We start from the raw sequence: 22,304 nt of genomic DNA, 5'->3' as shown, positions 1-22,304 counted from the left end.
TCGAACCGCCGTCCGGCACCCAGCGACCCGGCTCCCAGTGGCCGCCGGAACCGCCGGAACCACCCGAGCCGCCACCCACCGCGGGCGGCCGGTTGACGACCGGACCGCTCGGACCGCCGGGGTACGCGCGGTGGCCGCCCGGCTCGGCGCCCGGCCCGTAGCCGACGCCCACCGTCGGCGGACGGCTCACCACGGGACCGCCGCCCGAGCCGCCGCCCCACGACGGGTTGGTCGTGCCGCCGGGGGTGTTGGTGTAGCGGTCGTTCGCGCCGCGGTCCATGTTGGCCAGCTGCTCCTCGGTCAACCCGAGGCCGCCCTGGCTCGGCCGCCCCGAACCGCCACCGCCGCCGGACCCGCCCCGGTTGGACGACGTCATCGCGGTGATCGCCTGCAGGATCTGCTTGGCGGTCTGGGCGATCTGCGCGACCGACTTGATCATGTCGATCAGCTTCTTGAGCGAGTTGCCGAGCTTCTGCAGGAAGTCCGCGAGCTTCTTGGCGTAGTTGCACGCCATCTGCACGATGTCCGCGATCGCCGCGCCGATGGCCGCGCCGAACGTCAGGAACGACGCCGACAACCACTGGATGATCTTCATGACCATGTCGGACACGGCCTGGCTGATCAGGTCCATGATGGTCTTGCGGACGGTGGCGACCAGCTCGCCCGCGCCCTTCGCGGCGCGGGAGATGCCCTGCGTGGCCTTGGCCAGCGTCTCCAGCCCGGCGGCGTGCTTCTTGCTCGCCGCGCGGTAGCCGTCCGCGGACCGGCCGCGCCAGCCCTGCGTCTCCTCCACCGACGTGCGCCGGTAGTCGGCGACGATGCCCTCGATCTGCTTCGCCGCGGACGCCCAGCTGTCGGACATGCGCTGGATCGCCTGCGGGTTGCCCAGCAGCGCGTCGAACGGCTCCCGCAGGAAGTCCACGTGCTGCATGGCCCAGCTGAACCCCGCCGACAGGAACCCGGACAGCGGGTTGCCCGCCAAACCGACGATGCCCATCGCGGTGTTCGCCATGCCCAGCCCGGCCTGCACCCAGTCACCGCGCTCGACCGCCGCGACGGTGCCCTGCACGTCGCTGATCAGGTACGACGGGTCGCGGCCCTGTGTGCTCGCCTGCGCGTTCATCCCCGTGCCCTTCCGCTGAAGCCGAACGCGTTGTCGAGGTCGACGTTCTCGTAGAGGTCGGCGACCTCCTTGAGGCCCTGGCACATGTCGGCGACGGTCTCCGTGGCCTGGCCGAGGATGTCCTGGGAGGAGCCCGCCGTCTTGAGCAGGAACTGGGCCAGGAACGAGCCGAACACGCCGAAGGCGTCGGTCGACAGCGACGGGTCGGCGGTGCTCGTGGCCGAGAGCATCCGCTGCGTCAGCTGGTCGACCGTGCCAGCGTGCGCCCGGATCTGGTCCGGGTTCACGTTGAACGAGTCGAACATGGTCATCTACCCCCTGCTCAGGCCATGACATCGGGTGGGTTGGTGAAGTAGTCGTCGTCGGGCCTGGTGTCTCGACGCTGCACCTCGGGCTCCGGTTCCACGGCGTCCGTGCCGTCACCCGAATAGCCGTTGGGCATCTTCGACTTGACGAACTCCAGCGCCGGGCTGTCGCCGACGAACTCCGTCATGATCTGGACGACCTGGCCCGCGGCGGCCCGCTGCGCCTTGGCGACGGCGGTCATGATCGCGCCGGAGATCCGCTCCGGGTCCTCACCCCGCAGCTGCGGCCTCAGGATCAGGTCGGTCAACGCGCCCGAGGCGTTGACCGTGACCGTGATCAGGCCGTCGGGCGACGTGGCGCTGCCGCCGACGCCCCCGAGCTGGGTCTCGACCTGGGCGGCGTTCCGCTTGGCCTGCTCGATCTTCTCTCCGTACTGCGCGAGCCACTGGTCCGGCTCCATGTTCACCCCTCACGGCAACGGGGCTTGCGGCCCTACTGCGCATTCGACCCGTCGTCAGACGATTCGGTTCCCGGCGACGTATCGTTTCACCGAAACGTGATTTCCGGGACCACGACGTGCGGATACCGCCATCCGGCCTATTGTGTGAATTGTTTACTTGCCGTCCTGTTGGGTTTTCGCAACACTTCGTAACATGAGTCCGGTGCGCCGCGGCCCTGGGCGGCCGATCCACAACCGGATCGGTGTGCTGCGGGTCGAACGGGGTATGACGAGGGCGGGGCTGGCGCGGGCCGTCGCGGTGAACCCCCAGACGATCGGCGCGTTGGAGCGGGGCGACCACTACCCCAGCCTCGACCTGGCGATGCGGATCTGCGACGTGTTCGGCCTGCCCGTGGAGGCGGTCTTCAGCCGCACCCCGTTCGAGCCGCTGTCCACGCAGGTCTACGGCTAGTCACAACAGGAGGAGAGACCACCGTGGCAGAGGGGGTGCTGGAGATCGACCGGGTCTCCAAGCGCTACGGGGACGTCGTCGCGCTCGCCGGGATGACGTTCGACGTGCGTGCGGGCGAGCTGTTCGGCTTCGTCGGCAGCAACGGCGCGGGCAAGACCACCACCATGCGCATCGCGCTGGGAGTGCTCGCCGCCGACTCGGGCGAGGTGCGCTGGAACGGCGCGCCGATCACGTTCGAGACCCGCCGGCGGATCGGCTACATGCCCGAGGAACGCGGCCTCTACCCGAAGATGAAGGTGCTGGACCAGCTCGTGTACCTGGCCGAGCTGCACGGCCTCGGCACCAACGCGGCCCACCGGTCGGCGGACAACTGGATCGCCCGCCTCGGCCTGCGCGACCGGCGCGACGACGAGGTGCAGAAGCTCAGCCTCGGCAACCAGCAGCGCGTGCAGCTCGCGGCGGCCCTCGTGCACGAGCCGGACGTGCTCGTGCTGGACGAGCCGTTCTCCGGCCTCGACCCGGTCGCGGTGGACGTGATGAGCCAGGTGCTGCGGGAGAAGGCCGCCACCGGCGTGCCCGTGGTGTTCTCCAGCCACCAGCTGGACCTGGTGGAGCGGCTGTGCGACCGCGTCGGCATCGTCCGCAGCGGCACGCTGGTCGCGTGCGGGCCCGTGGACGAGCTGCGCGCCGGCGGCACGTCCCGGCTCGTCGTGGACGCGCCGCGCGCCCCCGAGGGCTGGGCCGACCGCCTGCACGGCGTGCGGTCCGCCCGCGCGTCCGGCGGCCGCACGGTGCTGGAGCTGGCGCCGGACGCCGACGACCAGGTGGTGCTGCGCGCCGCCCTGGACACGGGCCCGGTGCACGAGTTCTCCCGGCAGCGCCCGTCGCTGACCGAGTTGTTCCGCAGCGTCGTGAACGAGGAGCCCGCGGCATGAGCAGCCTCACCCCCGGCCGGGCGGTGTTCCTGGTCGCGCGCCGGGAGTTCCTGGGCAAGGTGCGCACGAAGTCCTTCCTGTGGGGCACGCTCGTGATCGTCGCCGTCATGGCGGGGTACGTGCTGCTGCAGGCGCTGCTGTTCGACGACGCGGGGCGCGACCGGGTCGCGCTGGGCGGGCAGGCCACCGCGCTGGCGGAGCCGCTGAAGCAGACCGCGGCGTCGTTCGGCCGGGAGGTCGAGACGGTCGACGTCACCGATCCCGCGGCGGCCGAGGAGCAGGTGCGGTCCGGCGACGTGGACGTGCTGGTCACCGGCGCGCCGGACGCGCTGCGCGTGGTGGTGAAGGAAGGGCTGAGCGACGAGCTGCGCAACGCCATCGACCTGATCGTCAAGCAGCAGGTCCTCGACGCCCAGCTGGCCGAGGCCGGCGTCGACCCGGCGGTGCTGGCCGGGAACGTGGCCCGCGCCGGCGTCGACGTGGTGACGTTGGAGCCGGCGGACGACCGGAAGGGCGAGCGGCTGGCCATCGGCCTGGTGATCGCGGCGCTGCTGTACTACTCGCTGCTGGTCTACGGGACGATGGTGGCGCAGGGCGTCGTGGAGGAGAAGTCCAGCCGGGTGGTGGAGATCCTGCTCGCGACGCTGCGGCCGTGGCAGCTGCTGCTGGGCAAGGTCGTCGGCCTCGGGCTGGTCGGCCTGCTGCAACTGCTGCTGATCGGCGGCATCGGGCTGGTGCTGTCCGCGGTGTCCGGCGTCGTCGACGTCGCGGGCGTCGCCGGAGGGGCGCTGGCCACCGGGCTGCTGTGGTACCTGCTCGGCTTCTTCCTGTACGCCACCGTCTTCGCGGCGGCGGCGTCCCTGGTGTCGCGCCAGGAGGAGCTGCAGTCGGTGCTGACGCCGATCAGCATGTCGATCGTGGTGGCGTTCGTGGTCGGCATCAACCTGATGATCAGCGACCCGACCGGCGCGACGGTGACGGTGCTGTCGCTGCTGCCGCCGTTCGCGCCGATCCTGATGCCGGGCCGGATGGCGATGGGCGTCGCGCCGGCGTGGCAGGTGCTGCTGGCGGTCGTGCTGGCGCTGGCGGCGGTCGCGCTGATCACGTGGCTGGGCGGCAAGGTGTACTCGAACGCGGTGCTGCGCACGGGCGCGCGGGTCCGGCTGCGCGAGGTCCTGCGCTGACCGCCGGTGGTCAGCCGACCACCGGTCCTTCGACCGTCGGCCCCGACGTCGTGCGGTGTCCGGCGGGACCCTACCGGCGCCGCTAGCCCTTGATAGCGGCGTACCGGGCGAGCGCTTCCCGGCGCTCGTGCGCGTGGTCGACGACGGGGTCGCGCGGCTGGTGGACGGCCTTGCCGGGGATGTCGCGCAGCTCGGGCACGTACCGGCGCACGTAGTCGCCGTTCGGGTCGAACTTCTCGCCCTGCGTCACGGGGTTGAAGACGCGGAAGAACGGCGCCGCGTCCGTGCCGGTGCCCGCCACCCACTGCCAGCCGTGCTGGTTGGAGGCCAGGTCGCCGTCGACCAGGTGCCGCATGAAGTGGCGGGCGCCCCACCACCACGGCAGGTGCAGGTCCTTGACGAGGAAGCTCGCCACGACCATCCGCACGCGGTTGTGCACCCAGCCCTCGGCGAGGAGCTGGCGCATGCCCGCGTCCACGAACGGGTAGCCGGTGCGGCCCTCGCACCACGCCCGGAAGCGCTCCTGGTCGTCGTCCACGCGGAGCCGGTCGAACCGGCGGTCGAGGTTGCGGCGGGCCGAGTCGGGCCGGTGCCACAGCACGTCGGCGTAGAAGTCGCGCCACGCCAGCTCGTCGCGGAACGCGGACGCGTCCGGCCCGAGGTCGGCGAGGAGCGTGCGCGGGTGCACGACACCCCACTTCAGGAACGCGGAGAACCGGCTGGTGCCGTCGAGGTCGGGGCGGTCGCGGTGCTTCGCGTAGTCGGGCAGCCGCTCGTCGCGGAACCGCGCCCAGAGCGCGCCGACGTCCGGGAGCCCTTCGCCGGCGGGCAGGGCGCGGCCGAGGTCCGACGCGATCCAGTCCACAGTGGACGCATCGGTGTCGGCGGGCGCGGGCCAACCGTGCGCCAGCCAGGCCTTGCGGAACGGCGTGAAGACGCGGTACGGCGTGCCGTCGGGCTTGGCGACCCGGCCCGGCGTCACCGCGTACGGCGACCCGACGCGCACCAGCTCGACGTGCCGCTCCACCGCCGCGTCCCGCGTCCGCCCGTACGGGCCGGCGTCCGCCGACACGTGCACGGACGACGCGCCGACCGCGGCGGCGACCCGCGGCACCACCTCGACCGGGTCGCCGTCGACCACGACGAGCCGCCCGCCCAGCTCGCGGTCCAGGGACCGCAGGCACCGGTGCAGGAACTCGATCCGCGGCCGGCCCGAAGCCCTCAGCAGCACGGGGTCGAGCACGAACAGGCCCAGCGCGGCGGACGCCCGCTCGGCGGCGGCGAGCAGCGCGGGGTGGTCGGCGGTCCGCAGGTCGCGGCGGAACCAGACGACGGTCGAGGAGTCCACGGACCGACCCTAGGAGCGCGGCGGGCGGGCCGCACGGCCGAACACCGTCAGGCATCCCCCCGTGTGGACGCCCCCTCGCACACAGGGAACCACGGGGGTCCGACAAAAAGGCCCGCACCGGTGTCGGTGCGGGCCTTCCCCAACTCGGGTTCGAGCGGTGCGAGCGGTGTCAGCGCTGCTCGACGGGCACGAAGTCGCGCTCCGGCGAGCCCACGTAGACCTGGCGCGGACGGCCGATCTTCGTGGCCGGGTCCTGGATCATCTCGCGCCAGTGCGCGATCCAGCCCGGCAGCCGGCCGAGGGCGAACAGCACGGTGAAGAACTTCGTCGGGAAGCCCATCGCCCGGTAGATCAGGCCGGTGTAGAAGTCGACGTTCGGGTAGAGCTTGCGCTCGACGAAGTAGTCGTCCGCGAGCGCGGTCTCCTCCAGCGCCTTGGCGATGTCGAGCAGCTCGTCCGACGCGCCCAGCTTGCCGAGGATCTCGTCGGCCGTCTTCTTGATGATCGCGGCACGCGGGTCGTAGTTCTTGTAGACCCGGTGGCCGAAGCCCATCAGGCGGACGCCGTCCTCCTTGTTCTTGACCTTCTTCACGAACGCGGAGACGTCACCGCCCTCGGCGCGGATCTTCTCCAGCATCTCCAGCACCGCGGAGTTCGCGCCGCCGTGCAGCGGGCCGAACAGCGCGTTGATGCCGGCGGAGATGGACGCGAACAGGTTCGCCTCGGACGAGCCGACCAGCCGCACCGTCGACGTGGAGCAGTTCTGCTCGTGGTCGGCGTGCAGCACGAACAGCAGGTCGAGCGCGCGGACCAGGTCCGGGTCCACGTCGTACGGCTCGGCCGGGAAGCCGAACGTCATGCGCAGGAAGTTGTCCACCAGACCCAGGGAGTTGTCCGGGTACAGGAACGGCTGGCCCACGGACTTCTTGTAGGCGTAGGCCGCGATGGTGGGCACCTTGGCCAGCAGGCGGATCGTGGAGATCTCGACCTGGTTGGCGTCGAAAGGGCTGAGGCTGTCCTGGTAGAACGTCGACAGCGCGGACACCGCCGAGGACAGCACGGGCATGGGGTGGGCGTCACGCGGGAAGCCGTCGAAGAACCGTTTCAGGTCCTCGTGCAGCAGCGTGTGCCGGTTGATCTTGGAGGAGAACTCCTCCAGCTGGGCCTGGGTCGGCAGCTCGCCGTAGATCAGCAGGTAGCTGACCTCGATGAAGTTCGACTTCTCGGCGAGCTGCTCGATCGGGTAGCCGCGGTAGCGCAGGATGCCCGCGTCACCGTCGATGTAGGTGATCTCGGAAGAACAGGACGCGGTGTTGACGAACCCGCTGTCCAGTGTGACCAGACCTGTTGTGGCCAGGAGCTTTCCGAGGTCGATACCGGGGGCACCCTCGGTGGCCGGCACTACCTTCATCTCGTGCTCTCCGCCCGGATGGCGCAGCGCGACGGTACGGAGGTCGTTCGGCGCAGTCGTCGCGTCGGGCATGCAGAGTCCCTCTCACGCTAGGCGGGGTGGCTCATGCGGGTCTCGCACGCCTGCGCGCGGCCGTGAGCGTTCAGCCCGCACCGCAGCACCACCCCGTTGGGGTCCTGTCAGTTCTCCCACGCTAGTCAGCGGACGACCCGCTCCACAGCCACGGTATGAACCGATTCTGTGAGATGGGACCGGCATCACATCCGGACGCATGGGTGGCTAGCGTGCACCCTCCACCGTAGCCGTTCGGGGCTGTTCCTCCACCTCACGCGGGGTGAGAGCTAGGTCATCTCAGCTCGTGCCGGAAGGGCGGTTCGGCCCCCGCGCGGGAGCACGTGACGGCCGCCGCGGCGCCCGCCCAGGACAGCGCGGAGGTCCACTTCGCGGCGTCCAGACCCCGGACAGCCTCGACGGACAGCGCGTCGTGGTCGTGCAGCCAGGACAGCAGCGCGCCCTGCACGGTGTCGCCCGCGCCGATCGTGTCGACCACGTCCACGGGCGTGGGTGGGACGCGGATCACGTCGCCGGCGGCGGTCAGCACGCCCAGCCCGTCGCCGCCGCGGGTCAGCACCACGGCGGCCGGGCCCGCGCCCTGCCAGTCCCGCACGACGTCCAGCACGGCGTCCTCGGGGGCGTCGGCGGGCAGGTCCGCCAGCCACCGGGCGTCCTCGACGGAGACCTTCAGCAGGCCCACGTGCGGCAGCCACGAGTCGAACCGGTCGCGGTAGCCCATCGGGTCGCGGATGAGGCTCGCACGGATGTTCGGGTCCAGCACGGTCAGCGCGCCGCGCTCGGCCTCCCGCCACAGCACCCGCTCGTACGTGCTCGCGCCCGGCTCCAGCACCAGCGACAACGTCCCGAAGGACACCGCCCTGGTGCCGACGGGCAGCGGGCCGGGATCGGTGACCTGGCGGTCCGCCGTGCCCTCGACGTAGAACGAGTAGCGCGCCGACCCGTCGTCGGCCAGGCCGACCACGGCCAGCGTCGTCGGCTGGTCGCCCCGCTGCACCAGGTCCGTCCGCACACCGGACGCGTGCAGGCGCTCGACCAGCCGGTCCCCGAACAGGTCGGTCGAGACCCGCGACAGGAAGCTCACCGGCGCTTCGAGCCGCCCAGCGGCCACGGCCACGTTGTACGGCCCGCCGCCGAGCCTCGGCGCGAGGTTCCCCTCGTCCGTGGGCACCAGGTCGACCAGCGCCTCACCGGCAACGACGATCACGACTGGCTCCGTTCTCTCCGCAACCCGTCCAGCAGCAGCTCGCCCAGCGCGGTGAACGCCTCGGCGTCCGACACCCCCGCGCGCCGGGTCAGCACCCCGGTCTGGATGCCCTCGATGAGCAGACCGGCCATCTCGGCGATCAGCGTCGCATGGACGTCCCGGAACACCCCGTCGCGGACGCCTTCCTGGATGAACTCACGAATGCGCTCGGCCGCCGCGCGCGCGTTGCGCTCGTACGTGCTGCGGGTGGGCGCGTACGCGGACACGTCGGTGATGAACTGGGCCGACGCCCGCCGCAGCTCCTCCGCCGCGCCCGCCAGGTAGGTGCCGACGCGCACCCGGACGTCCCCGACGCCGGCGATCCGCTGCTCGATCCGCTCGGCCGCGCCCTTGAAGTACCGGCCGACCACGCGCACGGCGAGCTGTTCCTTGCTCGACGCGAGCGCGTACAGGGTGGACTTGGAGCAGTGGAGGCGGGCCGCGAGGTCGTCCAGCGTGAAGTGCGCGAAACCCTCGGCGAGCACCAGCGCCTCGAGCCGGCCCAGCAGCTCCACCTGCCTGGGCGTCAGCGGTCTGCGCGCGATCGAGGTCATGAGCCGCAACTCTGTCACAGTGACTGGCCACAGTACTGGCGTACGTCCTACAGTACTCCCACCAGTACTCACCCGGTGGGTCGAGACCCGTCCGACCGACGGCCGCCCGGCCCCCGTCCCGGAGGTCGACGATGCCCGCCGAGCGCCTGCTGCCCACCACCGAAGCCGAGGACCTGCTGGCCCTCGTCCGCGAGATCGCCCGTGACGAGCTGGCGCCGCACGCGGCCGAGGCGGAGGAGCACGAGCGGTTCCCGCGCGACAAGTTCCGTCTGCTCGGCAAGACCGGTCTGCTCGGCCTGCCGTACCCGGAGCGGTTCGGCGGCGGTGAGCAGCCGTACGAGGTGTACCTCCAGGCGTTGGAGGAGGTCGCGTCGGCGTGGATGTCCGTCGGCGTCGGGCTCTCGGTGCACATCATGTCGAGCTACGCGCTGGCGACGTTCGGCACGGAGGAGCAGAAGGCGCGCTGGCTGCCGGACGCCCTGGCCGGCGACCAGCTCGGCGGCTACGCGCTGTCCGAGTCGCACGCGGGGTCGGACGCGGGCGCCCTGTCCACGCGGGCCGTGCGCGACGGCGACCACTACACCGTCAACGGGACGAAGGCGTGGATCACCCACGCCGGCGTCGCCGACTTCTACACCCTGATGGCGCGCACGTCCGACGACGGCGGCAAGGGCATCAGCTGCTTCTTCGCGCCCGGCCACGTCGACGGCCTCACCGCCGCGAAGCCCGAGCGCAAGATGGGCCTCACCGGCTCGATCACCGCGCAGCTCGCGTTCGACGACGTCCGCGTCGACGCCGACCGCCTCATCGGCGCGGAGGGCGACGGGCTGAAGATCGCCCTGTCCGCTTTGGACTCCGGACGGCTCGGCATCGCCGCGTGCGGCGTGGGCCTGGCGCAGGCCGCGCTGGACGAGGCCGTCGCGTACGCCAAGCAGCGCACCCAGTTCGGCCGCGCGATCATCGACTTCCAGGGCCTGGAGTTCCTGCTCGCCGACATGGCCGCCGCCGTCGAGTCCGCCCGCGCCACCTACCTCCAGGCGGCCCGCCGCCGCGACCGCGGCCTCCCGTTCCACCGCCAGGCCGCGATCGCGAAGCTGATCTGCACCGACACCGCGATGAAGGTGACGACGGACGCCGTGCAGGTCCTCGGCGGCGCCGGCTACACCCGCGACTTCCCGGTGGAGCGCTACATGAGGGAGGCCAAGGTGCTCCAGATCTTCGAGGGCACGAACCAGATCCAACGCCTGGTGATCGGCCGCGACCTCCGCCGCTGACCCGACGTCAGGACTCCGCGTAGAACGGGCTCACGACGACCTCTTCGCCGTCCTCGAACCGGTACACCTCGCGGCCTCCCACGAACACCTTCAGCGCCCGGCTCATCACGTCCAGCGGGTCGCCGGACCAGATCACCACGTCACCGTCCAAGCCCGGCCGCAACGAGCCGACGCGGTCGTCCAGGCCCATGATCGCGGCCGGGTTGACGGTGATCGACTCCAGCCCGGTCCGGGGGTCGAGGCCCTCCTTCACGGCCAGCGTCACCTGGTGCACGAGGAAGTGGATGGGCACGACGGGGTGGTCGGTGGTGATCGCGATCCGCACGCCCGCCCGCGCCAGGATGCCGGGGTTGCGCAGCGACCGCTGCCGCACCTCGACCTTCGACCGGCTGGTGAACAGCGGCCCGATGATCACCGGGACGTCGCGCTCCGCCAGCAGGTCGGCGATCAGGTGGCCCTCGGTGCCGTGGTTGACGATGAGCCGGTAGCCGAACTCGTCGGCCAGCCGCAACGCGGTCGCGATGTCGTCCGCCCGGTGGCAGTGCTGGCACCACGGCAGCTCGCCGGACAGCACCCGCGCCAGCACCTCGGACGTCGTGTCCCGCTCGAACGGCCCCTCCGCCGCGTCACGCCGGGCCACGTAGTCCTGGGCCTTGGTGAGCGCGTCCCGGATCACGGCCGCGACGCCCTGGCGCGTGGACGGCAGCTTCTTCTGCTCGCCGTACACGCGCTTGGGGTTCTCGCCGAGCGCGCTCTTCACGCTGACGGGGTTGCGCACCAGCATCTCGTCGGCGGTGCGGCCCCAGCACTTCACGGCCACGGTCTGGCCACCGATCACGTTGCCCGAGCCGGGCTTGACGACGGCGGTCGTGACGCCGCCGGCCAGGGCGTCGGCGAAGCCCTGGTCGGCGGCGTTGATCGCGTCCAGCGCGCGCAGCCGCGCGCCGTTGGGGTCGGTCATCTCGTTGGTGTCCTGCCCGGCCCAGCCCTCGCCCTCCTCGTGCACGCCGAGGTGGCCGTGGGCCTCCACGAAGCCGGGCAGCACCCAGCCGCCCGCCGCGTCCACGACCGGGACGCCGTCCGGCACCTCGACGTTCGCGCCGACCGCGACGATCTTCCCGTCCTGGATCAGGACCGTGCCGCCCTCGATCGGCTCACCGGCCACCGGGACGACGTACCCACCCGTGATAGCGACGTTCATAGTTAGCGACGCTAACGGCCTACGACAGCGGGCGCAAACCCCACCGACCGGCCCACGAGTCGCCCGGCTCCAGCCACAGCAGGTCGATCCCGCTGTTCAGCGCGTCGGGCGGGCACGTCATCGGCTCGATGGCCACCGCGCGCCCACGACCGGGGAAGTTGTCGGGCGTGTAGACCTGCACCCACTTGAAGTCCGGGTCCGCCCACAGCTCGACGCCGCCGGCCGGGCCCTTCAGCACGTGCCGCACGAGCCCGTCCACCGGCTCGCACCCGCCGAACGCCGTGTCCAGCTTCACGCCGTCGAGCAGCCGCGCCACCCGGAAGTCGTAGTCGCCGGACACCGGCACGGCCGGGCCGTTCGGGATCATCGTGTCGGCGTCGACCGGCAGCACGGTGGTGGCGGCCAGCGACAGGGACGTCTCGTCGGTCAGCGACGCGCCGGCCCGCGGGTACGGGTGGGTGCCGACGCCGAACGGCGTGCGCCCGTCGCCGAGGTTCGTCACGCCGTGCGACACGCTGAGCCCGTTGTCGTCCAGCGCGTACGTGATCGTGGTGCGCAGCGGCACGGGCCAGCCGAAACCCGCCACGGACGCCTCCAGCGACACCAGGGCGCCGGTGTGCTCCACCACGTCCCACACGACGCGGCGGACCAGGCCGTGGATGGCGTTGCCGCGGTCCGGCTCGGTGACTTCGAGCTGCTGCTCGACGCCGTCGAGGGTCCACCTGCCCCCGGCCGTTCGGTTGGGCCACGGCACGAGCACCGCGCCGCAGCCCATGGGCGGTTCGTCGTCGTACGTCTCCACGTACGGAACGCCGCCGACCTCGTAGGACTTCAGTCCCGCACCCTCGGGTGCGATGACGGCGCGCGCCGCGCCGTGGGCGATCTCCAGCATGGATCAGGAGCGTATCCCCTCCTGCCCCATCCTTGACGGAATCACTAGACCGGTCTCTATAGTAAAACCATGCCGAGACGCACGGACACCCGTCAGCGCGTGGTGCGCACCGCCGCCCGGCTCTTCCGGGACCAGGGCTACCACGCGACGGGCCTCAACCAGGTCCTCACCGAGGGCGGCGCGCCCAAGGGGTCGCTCTACTTCCACTTCCCGAACGGGAAGGAGCAACTCGCCGCCGAGGCGGTCTCCTTGGCAGGCAACGACATCCGGGACGACCTCGCCGCCGTCCTCGACGCCGAACCCGACCCGGCGAAAGCGCTCTCCCACGTGGTGGAACGCCTCGGCGCGAACCTCCTGGCTTCGGACTACCGCAGCGGGTGCCCCGTCGCCACGGTCGCGCTCGACGCGGCGGCCGACAGCGAGCCGATCCGCCGGGCGTGCGAGGACGTCTACGCGTCGTGGCACGCCGTCATCGCCGCGCGAGTGGGTGACGACGACGTCGCCACGGTCGTCCTCGCCGCCATCGAGGGCGCGCTCCTGCTCGCCCGCACCCGCCGTTCCCTCGCACCGCTCCACGCCGTCGCCGCCCGCCTGGGCGTCCTCCTGGAAAGGCCCGCGCCATGAAGGTGCACCACCTGAACTGCGGCACCATGCGACCGGTCGGCGGACGGCTCGTCGACGGGCAGGGCTCCGTGTTCCGGCGCGCCGAGCTCGTCTGCCACGTGCTGCTGGTCGAGGCGCCGGACGGCCTGCTGCTGGTCGACAGCGGCCTCGGGCTGGACGACCTGCGCGATCCCCGGGCCACCCTGTCCGCGCGCTACCGCTGGACGTCCCTGCCCGTGTACGACGAGCGGGAGACCGCGGTGCGGCAGGTGGAGGCGCTCGGGTTCGCCGCGTCGGACGTGCGGGACATCGCGCTGACCCACCTCGACGTCGACCACGCCGGCGGCCTGCGCGACTTCCCGTCCGCCCGCGTGCACGTCCTGAAGGAGGAGCTGGACGACCGCGACAACCCGCGCTACTCCCCCGCCCAGTGGCGGCACGCCGACTTCGTGCCGCACGAGCCGACCGGCGAGACGTGGTTCGGCTTCGACGGCGTGCGGGAGCTGCGGCCGGACGTCCTGCTCGTGCCGCTGATCGGCCACACCCGCGGCCACACCGGCGTCGCCGTGAAGACGGGCGACCGGTGGCTGTTGCACGCCGGCGACGCGTACTTCTTCCACGGCGCCCTGCGCACCCCGCCGCACGTGCCGCCCGTGCTGGCGCGGTTCGAGCGGGCCGTGCAGACGGTCGCCGAGCTGCGGGTGGCCAACCAGCACCGGCTGCGCGAGGTCGCGGGCGAGGTGGACGTGTTCAGCGCCCACGACGCGGTGGAGCTGCGCCGCCACCGGAAGGTGCTCGCCTGATCGCGCCCCCTGCGGGGTGCGGCCGTCCGACGGCCTAGGCTGCACCGCTCATGGGGAGAGACCGGGTGACCGCGCTCGACGGCATCGACGACGTCGACTGGGCGTCCCTCGACCACGCGTACGGCCCCGCGGACGACGTGCCGGGCGCCTTGCGCGACGCCGCCGGCGCGGACGAGGAGCGGGCGGGCGAGGCGCTGGACCACCTGTTCGGCAGCATCCACCACCAGGGCACGCTGTACCCGGCGACGCCGCGGGCGGTGCCGTTCGTGGCCCGGCTCGCCGCCGATCCGGCCACGCCGGGGCGGGCGGGCCTGGTGCACCTGCTCGGCGTGATCGCCGAGAGCGACGACGCCGCGCCGGACGTGCTGGCGGACGTGCGCTCGGCGTTGGGCCGGGAGACCCCGCGCCTGCTGCCGCTGCTGGACGACCCGGACGCGGAGGTCCGGCACCTCGCCACCCACCTGCTCGGCAACCTCCCGTCACCGGCCGAGGTCGTGCCCGCGCTGAGGGCCCGGCGCGAGCGTGAACGGTCGCCGCACGTGGTGGCGGGCCTGCTGGCGGCGGCCGGTCGCCTGGCGCCGGCCGAGTGCGCCGGGTGGCTGCCGGACGAGCTCGCGCCGGCGCTTCCGGCGGACGTCCGGGCGGGCGCGCTGTGGGCCATCGCCGACGCCGCGCTGCCGTGGCCGGAGGCGGCGACCGACGTGGTGGTCGACTGCTGGCTGGAGGACGAGCCGCTGACGAACTGGGTCTGGTCCTACGACCCGTTCGCCGACATCGTGGCGCGGCTCGACACCGCGCGGCTCACCGCGCTCTGCCGCACGTTGTCCGAGCGGGGAACGGCCGCCGCCGCGCAGCGGGCCGTCGAAGCCGCCTACGAGCGGTGCGTGCGGTCGCGTTCGGTCCGGGACGCGCTGGCTCCCCTGCTGGCCGCCGCGGTCGGCCACCCGGCGGTGTCGGTCCGCGTCGCCGCCGCCACCGCGGTCCGTGACGTGCGGGCGGCCGCTCCCCTCGCCGCCGACACCCTCGCGGCGCTCCTCGCCGACCCACCGCCGTCCGACCCGAACGCCCCCGAAGCCCGCCTGTTCGGCCTCGCCCTCGACGTCCTGATCACGCTCGGCGACCCGCGCTGGCGCGAGTCGTTCGCGACCGCGCTCACCGACGGCGTGGCCACGGCGGATGTCCTCGGCTCGCTCATCGACTCCGACGTGCCGTGCGACCCCGTGCTGCTGGCCGCGGTCCGACGGCGGCTGGCGGCCCTGCCGCCCCACTGGGCGCACACGCCGGACGACCACGCCGTGCTCGGCCACCTGCGGTGGCACAACGAGGTCAACGGCCTGACCCGGCTGCTGCACCGCTGGGGCCCGGACGCCGCCGACGCCGTGCCCGAGCTCGTCGCCCTCGTCCCGCACGACGAGTGGTGGGCGATCCGCGCGCTGGCCGCGATGGGTCCGGCCGCCTCGTCCGCCGTCTCCGCGCTGAAGGCCGTCCGCGACGACCCCGCCGCGTCCTGGCAGCGCCGCCTCGACTGCGCGCAGGCCCTCACCGCGATCACGGAGGACGTCGGCCACGTGACCGCCTGCGTGGCCGACGCCGGCGTCGCCGAACCCGTGCCGGCCGCGCGGACGGCCCTGCGCCACGACCTGCCGTTGGACGCCCTGCTGCCCGCGCTGCGAGACGTCGCCACCACCGCCGCGGGCGACGGCCCGGCGGCCCTCCGGCTCCGGCTCGAAGCGGCACGGCTCCTGCTGTCGGCGGGTGACGCGGAAACCCCGGTCCGGACCGCCGCCGACGCCTTCGACCGCGGGTGGCACCTGACCGACGCCGCCGAGCTGGCCGGTCTGGTCGGACCGCCGGCCGCGGCGCTCGCGCCACGCCTGCGCGACCTGCTCGCCGACCCCCACGACACCTACGCCGCCGCGCTGGCCGTCCGCCGCGTGACGGGCGAGGCCAAGCCGCTCCTCGACGCCCTGCGGCAGCGGTTGGCGTGGGCGGGCGGCGGCGCCTGGCTGGCCGAGTCGCTGCGGGAACTGGGCGACGACGCCGCGCCGCTGGTGCCCGACCTGCGCGTGCTGGCCGACGGTGACGCCGCGATGCCGGGCGGCATCCACGGCCGCATGGTCCGCCAGGACGACGAGGAACGCGAACGGCTCTTCGCCGTCCTGGCCGAGCTCCAAGCCTGACCGCGCCGGTCCCGCTTCGTGCCGACCTGGTGGAACGGCGTGGTGGAACGGCGGGGCGGGCCGACCTGGTGGGACGACGGCATCGCGCCCCACCACGGTCAGGACGTCACTTCCTCAGCTTCTCCGGGTCGAACTCGACCTTGCCGTGCACGACCCGGTTGATCAGCCACAGCACGAGGCCGGCGGCCAGCAGGTACAGCGCGATCTCGTAGTCCGCCGACGCCCGGCCCGACAGCGGGCTGGCCAGGTACGCGCACGTCAGCGCGCCCAGCACCGGCACCCACGTCGGCGCGCGGAAGTGCTCGTGCTCCACCTTCTCCTTGCGCAGCACCAGGACGGCGATGTTGACGATGGTGAACACGACCAGCAGCAGCAGGCCGGTCGTGCCGCCGAGCTTCGCGATGTCGGCCGTGGAGACCAGGATGATCGCCACGCCCGACGTGAAGACGATCGAGATCCACGGCGTGCGGCGGAACGGGTGCACGGCGCCGAAGACCCTGGGGATGATCCGCTCGTTCGACATGCCGTAGATCAGCCGGCTGGCCATCAGCATGTTGATCAGGGCCGAGTTGATGACCGCGAACAGGCCGATCAGCGAGAAGATCCACAGCGGGAAGCCGGGGGCGCCCACCTGCACGACCTTCAGCAGCGCCGACGACCCCGCCTTCGACAGCTCGTCCGCCGGGATCAGCAGCGACGACGTGATCGCGACGAGGACGTAGATGAGCGCCGCGATCACCATGCCCCACAGCATCGCGCGCGGGAAGATACGGACCGGGTCGCGGACCTCCTCGGCCATGTTCACCGAGTCCTCGAACCCGACCATCGCGAAGAACGCCAACGCGGTCGCGGACGTGACGGCCACCAGCGCGGTCTGGTTCGGCGCCGGGTCGACCTGGGTGAGGCGGCCGGGATCGCCGTCGCCCGCCAGGACGGCGTAGACGCCGATCGCGATGATGATCACCAGACCGGACAGCTCGATGCAGGTCAGGACGACGTTCGCCTTGACCGACTCCGAGACGCCCCGGAAGTTGATCAGGGCGAGGCCGATGATGAACAGGATCGCGACGAGCGTCGCCGACACCGTGAACGTGTCGGAGAAGAACTCCTTGATGACGGACTGGAGGTAGGTCTTCCCGAACGCCAGCGCGGCGGACGAGGCCGAGGTGATGCCCGAGCTCATCACCGCGAACGCCACCATGAAGGTGAGGAACTGGATCTTGAACGCGCGGTTCGTGTACAGCGCCGCGCCGGCCGCCCTGGGGTACTTGCCGACGAGTTCGAGGTAGCTGAACGCGGTCAGGAAGGCCACCACGAACGCGATCAGGAAGGGCAGCCACAGCGCGCCGCCGATCTTGCCCGCGACGTTGCCCGTGAGGGCGTAGATGCCGGTGCCGAGGATGTCACCGACCACGAAGAACAACAGCAACTTGGGGCCGATGGCCCGCTTCAGTTCCGGTTGCGCCGGTGCGCTCGTCGCTTCCGCCATGCCGACTGAGTGTGCCGGATCACACAGGGGCCGGATAGTGGAATCCGTCGACCTTGGGCAAGTCTTGATGTTTCAGGTTCGGGCCTCGGCGCGAAGATCGTCCTCGGCGCGCGCGACGGCCTCGTCCAGCGCTTCCCGGAAGGCCGCGATCTGGCCGCGTTCGAGGCGGACGCTGTCGTTGCCGGTCGGCAGGAACACCTCGATCGCCCCGTCGTGCACCTCGACCGACAACACGTCCTCCCGGTCGGAGTAGCACCGCAACAACCACTCCCGCTTCGGCACCTGCACCTTGATCATCGGTTCCATGCCGACCAGATTCGCAGCGCTGCTTATCACTTCGCAATAACTCGTTCGAGTGATGGCCATTGTGACTGGATTCGTGGTGCCCCAAGGTTGATCTCATGGCACGCCGCGCAGGGACGTCGGTCCGCTCCCGCCGACTCGCGTACATCCTCAAGAAGCTCCGCAACGCCACCGGCATCAGCACCGATGCCGTCGGCGAGGCGCTGGGCATGTCCGGGAGCAAGATCAGCCGCATCGAGACGTCCGGAATGGGCATCTACCTGGACGACCTGGAGAAGCTGCTCGACTTCTACCAGGTCGGGCGCAAGCAACGAGTCGAACTGCTCGACCTCGCCCGGCACGCCGAACAGCGCGGGCTGCTGCGGATGAACAACCAGAACTTGCACGACGACTGGCAGACCTGGGCCGACTTCGAGGACGAGGCCGGCTCACTGCTGCACTACCAGCCCTTGGTCATCCCCGGTCTCCTCCAAACCCCGGAATACGCCCGAACTCTGATCAAAGCCACCGGGCACGCCCTGTCGGAAATCCAGGTGGATGCCCTGGTTGCCAGCCGAATGGCGAGGCAAGGGCTGCTTACCCGGGGCAACCCGCTCAGGCTCCACGCGATCATCGAGCAGACCGTGCTGGAGCGCCCCTTCGGGGATGCCGGGGCGCAGGCCCGCCAGATCCGCCACCTGGTCGACGCGGCCGAACGCCCGAACATCACCCTCCAGGTCGCACCCTCCTTCGCCGCGCCGCACACCGGGCTCAGCGGGCCGTTCGTGATCCTCGAATACGACGACGACCCGAGCTTGGTGCTGCTGGAGAACAAGGTGTCCAGCCTGTTCATCGACGAGGACGACCAGATCGAGGTGTTCGAGGCGACCTGGTCGACGCTCCGCGGGCTGGCGTACAGCGCCGAGGAAACGGTGGAGTTCCTGAAAGGGCTCGCATGACACGATGAGCCCATGACCCTGTGGCGCAAGAGTTCCCGCAGTGCCGACACCGCGAACTGCGTCGAAGTGTCGTGGCGCAAGAGTTCCCGCAGCAACAGCACCGCGAACTGCGTCGAAGTCGCGCGCACCGGCCAACGGGTGGCGGCGCGGGACTCGAAGAACCCCGCCCCCACCATCGCCGTCCCCGCCGCCTCGTGGTCCCGGTTCGTGCGCGGTCAGAAGTCTTCGTAGCGCTGCCGTGCCGGTGGTCGTGGCCGGCGGGGCGTCACCTGGTGACCTCGCCCGAGCTGATGACCTCGGGAGTGAAGCGGTAGCGGCGGATCGCCGGGATCGCCAGCACGGCCAGCAGGGTGCAGAGGACGACGAGCACGCCGCCCGCCACCGTCGCCGCGCCGGGGCCGATCAGGGCCCCCGTGGTGCCGTGGAGGAGGTCCGCGATCCTCGGGCCGCCGGCCACGACGACGATGAACACGCCCTGCATCCGGCCGCGCATGTCGTCCGGCGCGGCCGTCTGGAGGATCGCGCTGCGGAACACCATGCTGGCCATGTCCGCCGCGCCGCCGATGGCCATGAACACCACGGCCAGCCACAGCACGTGCGACAGGCCGAACCCGACCATCGCCAGGCCCCACGCGATCACCGCGACCACGACACCGATCCCGTGCCGCCGGACGCGTGACGTCCAGCCGGACGTGAGGCCGCACAGCATCGCGCCCAACGGCATCGCGGCGAACAGCAGGCCCAGCGCGAGCCCACCGCCGGGCGGGTCGCCGAACGTGTTCTCGGCCATCTCCGGGAACAGCGCCCGCGGCATGCCGAACACCATCGCGATGATGTCCAGCAGGAAGCTCGCCATCACGATCTTCTGCAACGCCAGGTACCGGAAGCCGTCCACGACGTCCCGCAGCCCGGCCCGCCGCGTCGGACCGGCCAACGGCGGCAGCGGCGGGAGCTTCCACACCGCCCAGATGGTGAGGGTGAGCGCGATGGCGTCGGCGAGGTACAGCGTCGACAGGCCCACCACGGGCATCAGCGCGCCGGCCAGCATCGGGCCGAACACGCCGCCGAACATCATCACGGTGGCGCCGAGGGCCGTGGCGGCCGGGATCTGGTCGGCGGGCACGAGACGGGCGATGGACGCGGTGCGCGCGGGCGCGTTGGCGGCGAAGAACACCTGCTGCAGGCCGAGCAGGGCGATCACGAGCCACACCGACTCGACGTGGAACGCGGCCTGCAGCCACAGCAGCACCGACGTCACCGCGATGCCGGCGTTCGTGACGACGAGCAGCTTGCGCCGGTCCACCACGTCGGCGATCGCGCCGCCGTACAGCCCGAAGACCAGCAGCGGCACGAACGCCACCGCGGCCGAGAAGCCGACCCAGGCGGACGACCCGGTCAGGTCGTACACCTGCTTGGGCACCGCCACCGCGGTGAGCTGGCTGCCGATGGCCGTCACCACGGTCGACAGCCACAACCTCCGGAACGCCACGACCTTCAGCGGTCGGGTGTCCATGGCGACCTTCCCCAGCACTCTCCGCACGGTGCTTAGCGTACGGCAACTAACAACCGCATTTCCGAGCACCGAACGGCCTTGGCCGAGCCCACGACGAACCGGGCCCCGTCACGCCAGTGCGCGACGGGGCCCGGTGTGAGCCGTGGGCCAGAGCCGTGGGTTAGGGGGCGATGCGCTGGACTTCCCAGCCGTCCCGGCCGAGGCGGAAGCGGAGGCGGTCGTGCATGCGGTCGCGGCGGCCCTGCCAGAACTCGACCTCTTCGGGCCGGATGCGCCAGCCGCCCCAGTGCGGCGGCACGGGCACGCGGTCCGCGTCGGCGAACTGCCGCTCGATCTTGTGCAGCGCGCTCTCCAAAGTGGACCGGCCGCTGACGACGCGCGACTGCGGCGACGCCCAGGCGCCCAGCTGCGACCCGCGCGGGCGGCTCGCCCAGTACTGGGCGGTCTCGGTGGGGCCGACCTTCTCGACGGTGCCGCGCACGTGCGCCTGCCGCTGCATCGCGAACCACGGGAACGTGGCCGACGCGTACCGGGTGGCCATCAGGTCGTGGCTCTTCGCGGAGGTGTAGTTGGTGAAGAACACCAGTCCGCGCTCGTCCAGGCCCTTGGCGAGCACCGTGCGGGACGACGGGCGGCCCTCCGGGTCGGCCGTGGCGAGCACCATCGCGTTCGGCTCGGGCAGACCGGCGCCGGCGGCCTGGTCCAGCCACAGCTGCAGCTGTTCGTGCCAACTGGCGGCCAGGTCGCTCTCCGTGAGCGAACCGTGCTCGTAGGACACGCGCATCGACGGCAACGCGATGTTCGTCGTCTCCGACATCCCGACCTCCCGGAGCGTTACTTCGGCCTGGCCAAGGCACTTGTGGCGCCTAGCGATCCCGCGACCGTACGGGTTCCCGGGCCGGGGCGAAACCGCCCGCACGGTGATGACCGCCACCCGATCCGTGACTTTCGGTGTGATCAGGACCTCGGAATCGAGCACGAGATCGAGTCAGAGGCGCCCGACCGGGCCGGGGTGACGGGCACGGGCCTCGTCAAGTGCGCGGGCCGCGGTCACCACGTCGTCGGCGACGGCGGTGGCGAGGCTGCCGCCGCGGGCCAGCGGGACGAGCGACCACCAGTCCTCCGAGACCGCTCCCGGGACGTCCTCGCCCCAGCACAGCAGCTCCGCGCCGAGCACCCGCCGACCTGCCAGGCCGGCCGGGCTTCCGTCCACTTCGGGCGTTCCGACGCGGGTCGTCTGCTTGATCACCGGACCGTTCCGCCGCACGTCGAGCGTGGTGGTGAGGGAGCCCGCCCGCTCGTTCACCCGGCCGGACACGAGGACTTCCCGCGTCCGCAGCCGGGCGTCGTCGGCCAGGTCGGCCCGGAACACCGACTCGTGGCACGCGCGCGCGGTGATCACCGTCGGCTCGGGCAGGTAGTCGAGGCTCGCGCCGTCCGCCAATTCCACTCGAACGAGTGAACGGCTCCCGCCTGGGTGATGCCCCGGCAACGCCAGCGTGGCCGCCACTCCGTGCAGTGCGAGAGACGCCCCGGGGCCGACCACGACGTGCAACTCCAGGTCGTCGCCGCCGAGCGGTGCGGTGATCGAGCTCACCAGGTGGACGAGCACCACTTCGTCGGGTCCGCGGCGGGGCACGAGGCGCAGCGGGGCCATCGACCGCAGGTCCCGCACGACGGTTCGCCCGTTCGGGTCGCGTTCCACGACGAGGTGAGCGCGCGCCCTCACAGGAGCAACCCCTGTGACCCGCGACACGTCCTGCTGGTGGACGGGGAATCCGTCCGCGAGCGCAGGGGGAGATCACGATGAGGAGATTGATCACGACTACAGGCCTGGCGGCGCTGATCGCGGTCACCGGCGGGGCGGCCTCCGCCCAAACTCCCGCCCAGACGTCCGGGCACACGGCGGGTGAGACGTCCGCCCAGACGGCCGGGCACACGGCGAGCCAGACGGCCGGGCAGACGGCCGGGCAGACGGCCGGGCAGACGGCCGGGCAGACGGGGGCGGCTGCCGGGCG

Annotated in this window: 24 protein-coding genes; 10 read left to right on the top strand and 14 right to left on the bottom strand. The window is 71.9% G+C overall.

Annotated elements, in window-relative coordinates; translation table 11 throughout:
- The 3 genes from ACFQ3T_RS20425 to ACFQ3T_RS20415 all read right to left on the bottom strand — a co-directional run.
- On the bottom strand, window positions 1-1,123 hold a 1,123-nt coding region (locus tag ACFQ3T_RS20425), incomplete at its 3' end, for a WXG100 family type VII secretion target (protein ID WP_380724911.1).
- On the bottom strand, window positions 1,120-1,434 hold the full coding sequence (locus ACFQ3T_RS20420) for a type VII secretion target (RefSeq protein ID WP_380724910.1): 315 nt from the start codon (window positions 1,432-1,434) through the stop codon (window positions 1,120-1,122). The genes ACFQ3T_RS20425 and ACFQ3T_RS20420, both read right to left, overlap by 4 nt.
- Before the next feature lie 11 nt (window positions 1,435-1,445).
- Window positions 1,446-1,889: a YbaB/EbfC family nucleoid-associated protein gene (locus tag ACFQ3T_RS20415; RefSeq protein ID WP_380724909.1), complete on the bottom strand. Its 444-nt coding sequence runs from the start codon at window positions 1,887-1,889 to the stop codon at window positions 1,446-1,448.
- Window positions 1,890-2,082: 193 nt separating this feature from the next.
- Between ACFQ3T_RS20415 and ACFQ3T_RS20410 the strand changes: the two genes are divergently transcribed.
- From ACFQ3T_RS20410 to ACFQ3T_RS20400, 3 genes are read left to right on the top strand one after another with little or no spacing between them, the layout of a single operon-like run.
- Complete coding sequence (locus ACFQ3T_RS20410; RefSeq protein WP_380724908.1) at window positions 2,083-2,340, top strand: helix-turn-helix transcriptional regulator; 258 nt, start codon at window positions 2,083-2,085, stop codon at window positions 2,338-2,340.
- A 23-nt stretch (window positions 2,341-2,363) separates the two neighbouring features.
- Window positions 2,364-3,275, top strand: coding sequence for an ABC transporter ATP-binding protein (locus tag ACFQ3T_RS20405; RefSeq protein WP_380724907.1), 912 nt, complete (start codon window positions 2,364-2,366; stop codon window positions 3,273-3,275).
- On the top strand, window positions 3,272-4,459 hold the full coding sequence (locus ACFQ3T_RS20400; protein WP_380724906.1) for an ABC transporter permease: 1,188 nt from the start codon (window positions 3,272-3,274) through the stop codon (window positions 4,457-4,459). The genes ACFQ3T_RS20405 and ACFQ3T_RS20400 overlap by 4 nt, the downstream gene beginning before the upstream one ends.
- Window positions 4,460-4,541: 82 nt before the next feature.
- Here the strand turns inward: ACFQ3T_RS20400 and ACFQ3T_RS20395 are convergent, their stop codons facing one another.
- The 4 genes from ACFQ3T_RS20395 to ACFQ3T_RS20380 all read right to left on the bottom strand — a co-directional run bounded on the left by ACFQ3T_RS20395 (window position 4,542) and on the right by ACFQ3T_RS20380 (window position 9,090).
- A complete protein-coding gene (locus ACFQ3T_RS20395) occupies window positions 4,542-5,807 on the bottom strand; it encodes a cryptochrome/photolyase family protein (protein WP_380724905.1) in 1,266 nt (421 codons plus the stop codon).
- Between the two features lie 169 nt (window positions 5,808-5,976).
- A complete protein-coding gene (locus tag ACFQ3T_RS20390; protein WP_380724904.1) occupies window positions 5,977-7,290 on the bottom strand; it encodes a citrate synthase in 1,314 nt (437 codons plus the stop codon).
- A gap of 274 nt (window positions 7,291-7,564) precedes the next feature.
- On the bottom strand, window positions 7,565-8,497 hold the full coding sequence (locus tag ACFQ3T_RS20385) for a carbohydrate kinase family protein (protein ID WP_380724903.1): 933 nt from the start codon (window positions 8,495-8,497) through the stop codon (window positions 7,565-7,567).
- Window positions 8,494-9,090: a TetR/AcrR family transcriptional regulator gene (locus tag ACFQ3T_RS20380; protein ID WP_380724902.1), complete on the bottom strand. Its 597-nt coding sequence runs from the start codon at window positions 9,088-9,090 to the stop codon at window positions 8,494-8,496. Before ACFQ3T_RS20380 ends, ACFQ3T_RS20385 begins: the two co-directional genes overlap by 4 nt.
- A gap of 131 nt (window positions 9,091-9,221) precedes the next feature.
- On the opposite strand from ACFQ3T_RS20380, the gene ACFQ3T_RS20375 reads away from it, so the two are divergent.
- A complete protein-coding gene (locus tag ACFQ3T_RS20375; protein ID WP_380724901.1) occupies window positions 9,222-10,364 on the top strand; it encodes an acyl-CoA dehydrogenase family protein in 1,143 nt (380 codons plus the stop codon).
- 7 nt (window positions 10,365-10,371) lie between these two features.
- On the opposite strand, the gene ACFQ3T_RS20370 is transcribed toward ACFQ3T_RS20375, so the two are convergent.
- The gene (locus ACFQ3T_RS20370) at window positions 10,372-11,565 is read right to left on the bottom strand and encodes an amidohydrolase (protein WP_380724900.1); all 1,194 of its coding nucleotides are present in this window, start codon (window positions 11,563-11,565) and stop codon (window positions 10,372-10,374) included.
- A gap of 19 nt (window positions 11,566-11,584) precedes the next feature.
- Window positions 11,585-12,457 carry an aldose 1-epimerase family protein gene (locus ACFQ3T_RS20365; RefSeq protein WP_380724899.1) on the bottom strand — a complete coding sequence of 291 codons (873 nt, stop codon included), beginning with the start codon at window positions 12,455-12,457 and terminating at the stop codon, window positions 11,585-11,587.
- A 69-nt stretch (window positions 12,458-12,526) separates the two neighbouring features.
- Between ACFQ3T_RS20365 and ACFQ3T_RS20360 the strand changes: the two genes are divergently transcribed.
- From ACFQ3T_RS20360 to ACFQ3T_RS20350, 3 genes are all read left to right on the top strand, one after another.
- Window positions 12,527-13,081 (top strand): TetR/AcrR family transcriptional regulator, encoded by a 555-nt coding sequence (locus tag ACFQ3T_RS20360; RefSeq protein WP_380724898.1) that lies wholly within the window; start codon window positions 12,527-12,529, stop codon window positions 13,079-13,081.
- Window positions 13,078-13,863, top strand: coding sequence for an MBL fold metallo-hydrolase (locus ACFQ3T_RS20355; protein WP_380724897.1), 786 nt, complete (start codon window positions 13,078-13,080; stop codon window positions 13,861-13,863). The genes ACFQ3T_RS20360 and ACFQ3T_RS20355 overlap by 4 nt, the downstream gene beginning before the upstream one ends.
- A gap of 65 nt (window positions 13,864-13,928) precedes the next feature.
- Window positions 13,929-16,043, top strand: coding sequence for a hypothetical protein (locus ACFQ3T_RS20350; protein ID WP_380724896.1), 2,115 nt, complete (start codon window positions 13,929-13,931; stop codon window positions 16,041-16,043).
- A 106-nt stretch (window positions 16,044-16,149) separates the two neighbouring features.
- On the opposite strand, the gene ACFQ3T_RS20345 is transcribed toward ACFQ3T_RS20350, so the two are convergent.
- Window positions 16,150-17,532, bottom strand: a complete 1,383-nt coding sequence (locus tag ACFQ3T_RS20345; RefSeq protein ID WP_380724895.1) for an APC family permease — start codon at window positions 17,530-17,532, stop codon at window positions 16,150-16,152.
- A 72-nt stretch (window positions 17,533-17,604) separates the two neighbouring features.
- Window positions 17,605-17,838, bottom strand: a complete 234-nt coding sequence (locus ACFQ3T_RS20340; RefSeq protein ID WP_380724894.1) for a hypothetical protein — start codon at window positions 17,836-17,838, stop codon at window positions 17,605-17,607.
- A gap of 95 nt (window positions 17,839-17,933) precedes the next feature.
- Here ACFQ3T_RS20340 and ACFQ3T_RS20335 point away from each other — a divergent pair, with 95 nt between their 5' ends.
- On the top strand, window positions 17,934-18,773 hold the full coding sequence (locus tag ACFQ3T_RS20335) for a helix-turn-helix domain-containing protein (protein WP_380724893.1): 840 nt from the start codon (window positions 17,934-17,936) through the stop codon (window positions 18,771-18,773).
- Window positions 18,774-18,785: 12 nt separating this feature from the next.
- Entirely contained in the window at window positions 18,786-19,004 is a 219-nt protein-coding gene (locus ACFQ3T_RS20330; RefSeq protein WP_380724892.1) for a DUF397 domain-containing protein, read from the top strand.
- A 34-nt stretch (window positions 19,005-19,038) separates the two neighbouring features.
- Here ACFQ3T_RS20330 and ACFQ3T_RS20325 read toward each other — a convergent pair whose 3' ends face one another.
- The 3 genes from ACFQ3T_RS20325 to ACFQ3T_RS20315 form a co-directional block, all read right to left on the bottom strand.
- Complete coding sequence (locus ACFQ3T_RS20325; RefSeq protein ID WP_380724912.1) at window positions 19,039-20,286, bottom strand: MFS transporter; 1,248 nt, start codon at window positions 20,284-20,286, stop codon at window positions 19,039-19,041.
- Window positions 20,287-20,446: 160 nt separating this feature from the next.
- Window positions 20,447-21,103 (bottom strand): pyridoxamine 5'-phosphate oxidase, encoded by a 657-nt coding sequence (gene pdxH, locus ACFQ3T_RS20320; protein WP_380724891.1) that lies wholly within the window; start codon window positions 21,101-21,103, stop codon window positions 20,447-20,449.
- 171 nt (window positions 21,104-21,274) lie between these two features.
- A complete protein-coding gene (locus ACFQ3T_RS20315) occupies window positions 21,275-22,015 on the bottom strand; it encodes an urease accessory protein UreD (protein WP_380724890.1) in 741 nt (246 codons plus the stop codon).
- Between the two features lie 77 nt (window positions 22,016-22,092).
- Here ACFQ3T_RS20315 and ACFQ3T_RS20310 point away from each other — a divergent pair.
- A partial coding sequence (locus ACFQ3T_RS20310; RefSeq protein WP_452603484.1) for a hypothetical protein occupies window positions 22,093-22,304 on the top strand: 212 nt, incomplete at its 3' end.

This window comes from Saccharothrix hoggarensis, from assembly GCF_042678885.1.
Classification (GTDB): Bacteria; Actinomycetota; Actinomycetes; order Mycobacteriales; family Pseudonocardiaceae; genus Actinosynnema; species Actinosynnema hoggarensis.
Note: the sequence above shows the minus strand (reverse complement) of the source record. Positions and strands in the feature narration are given on the sequence as shown.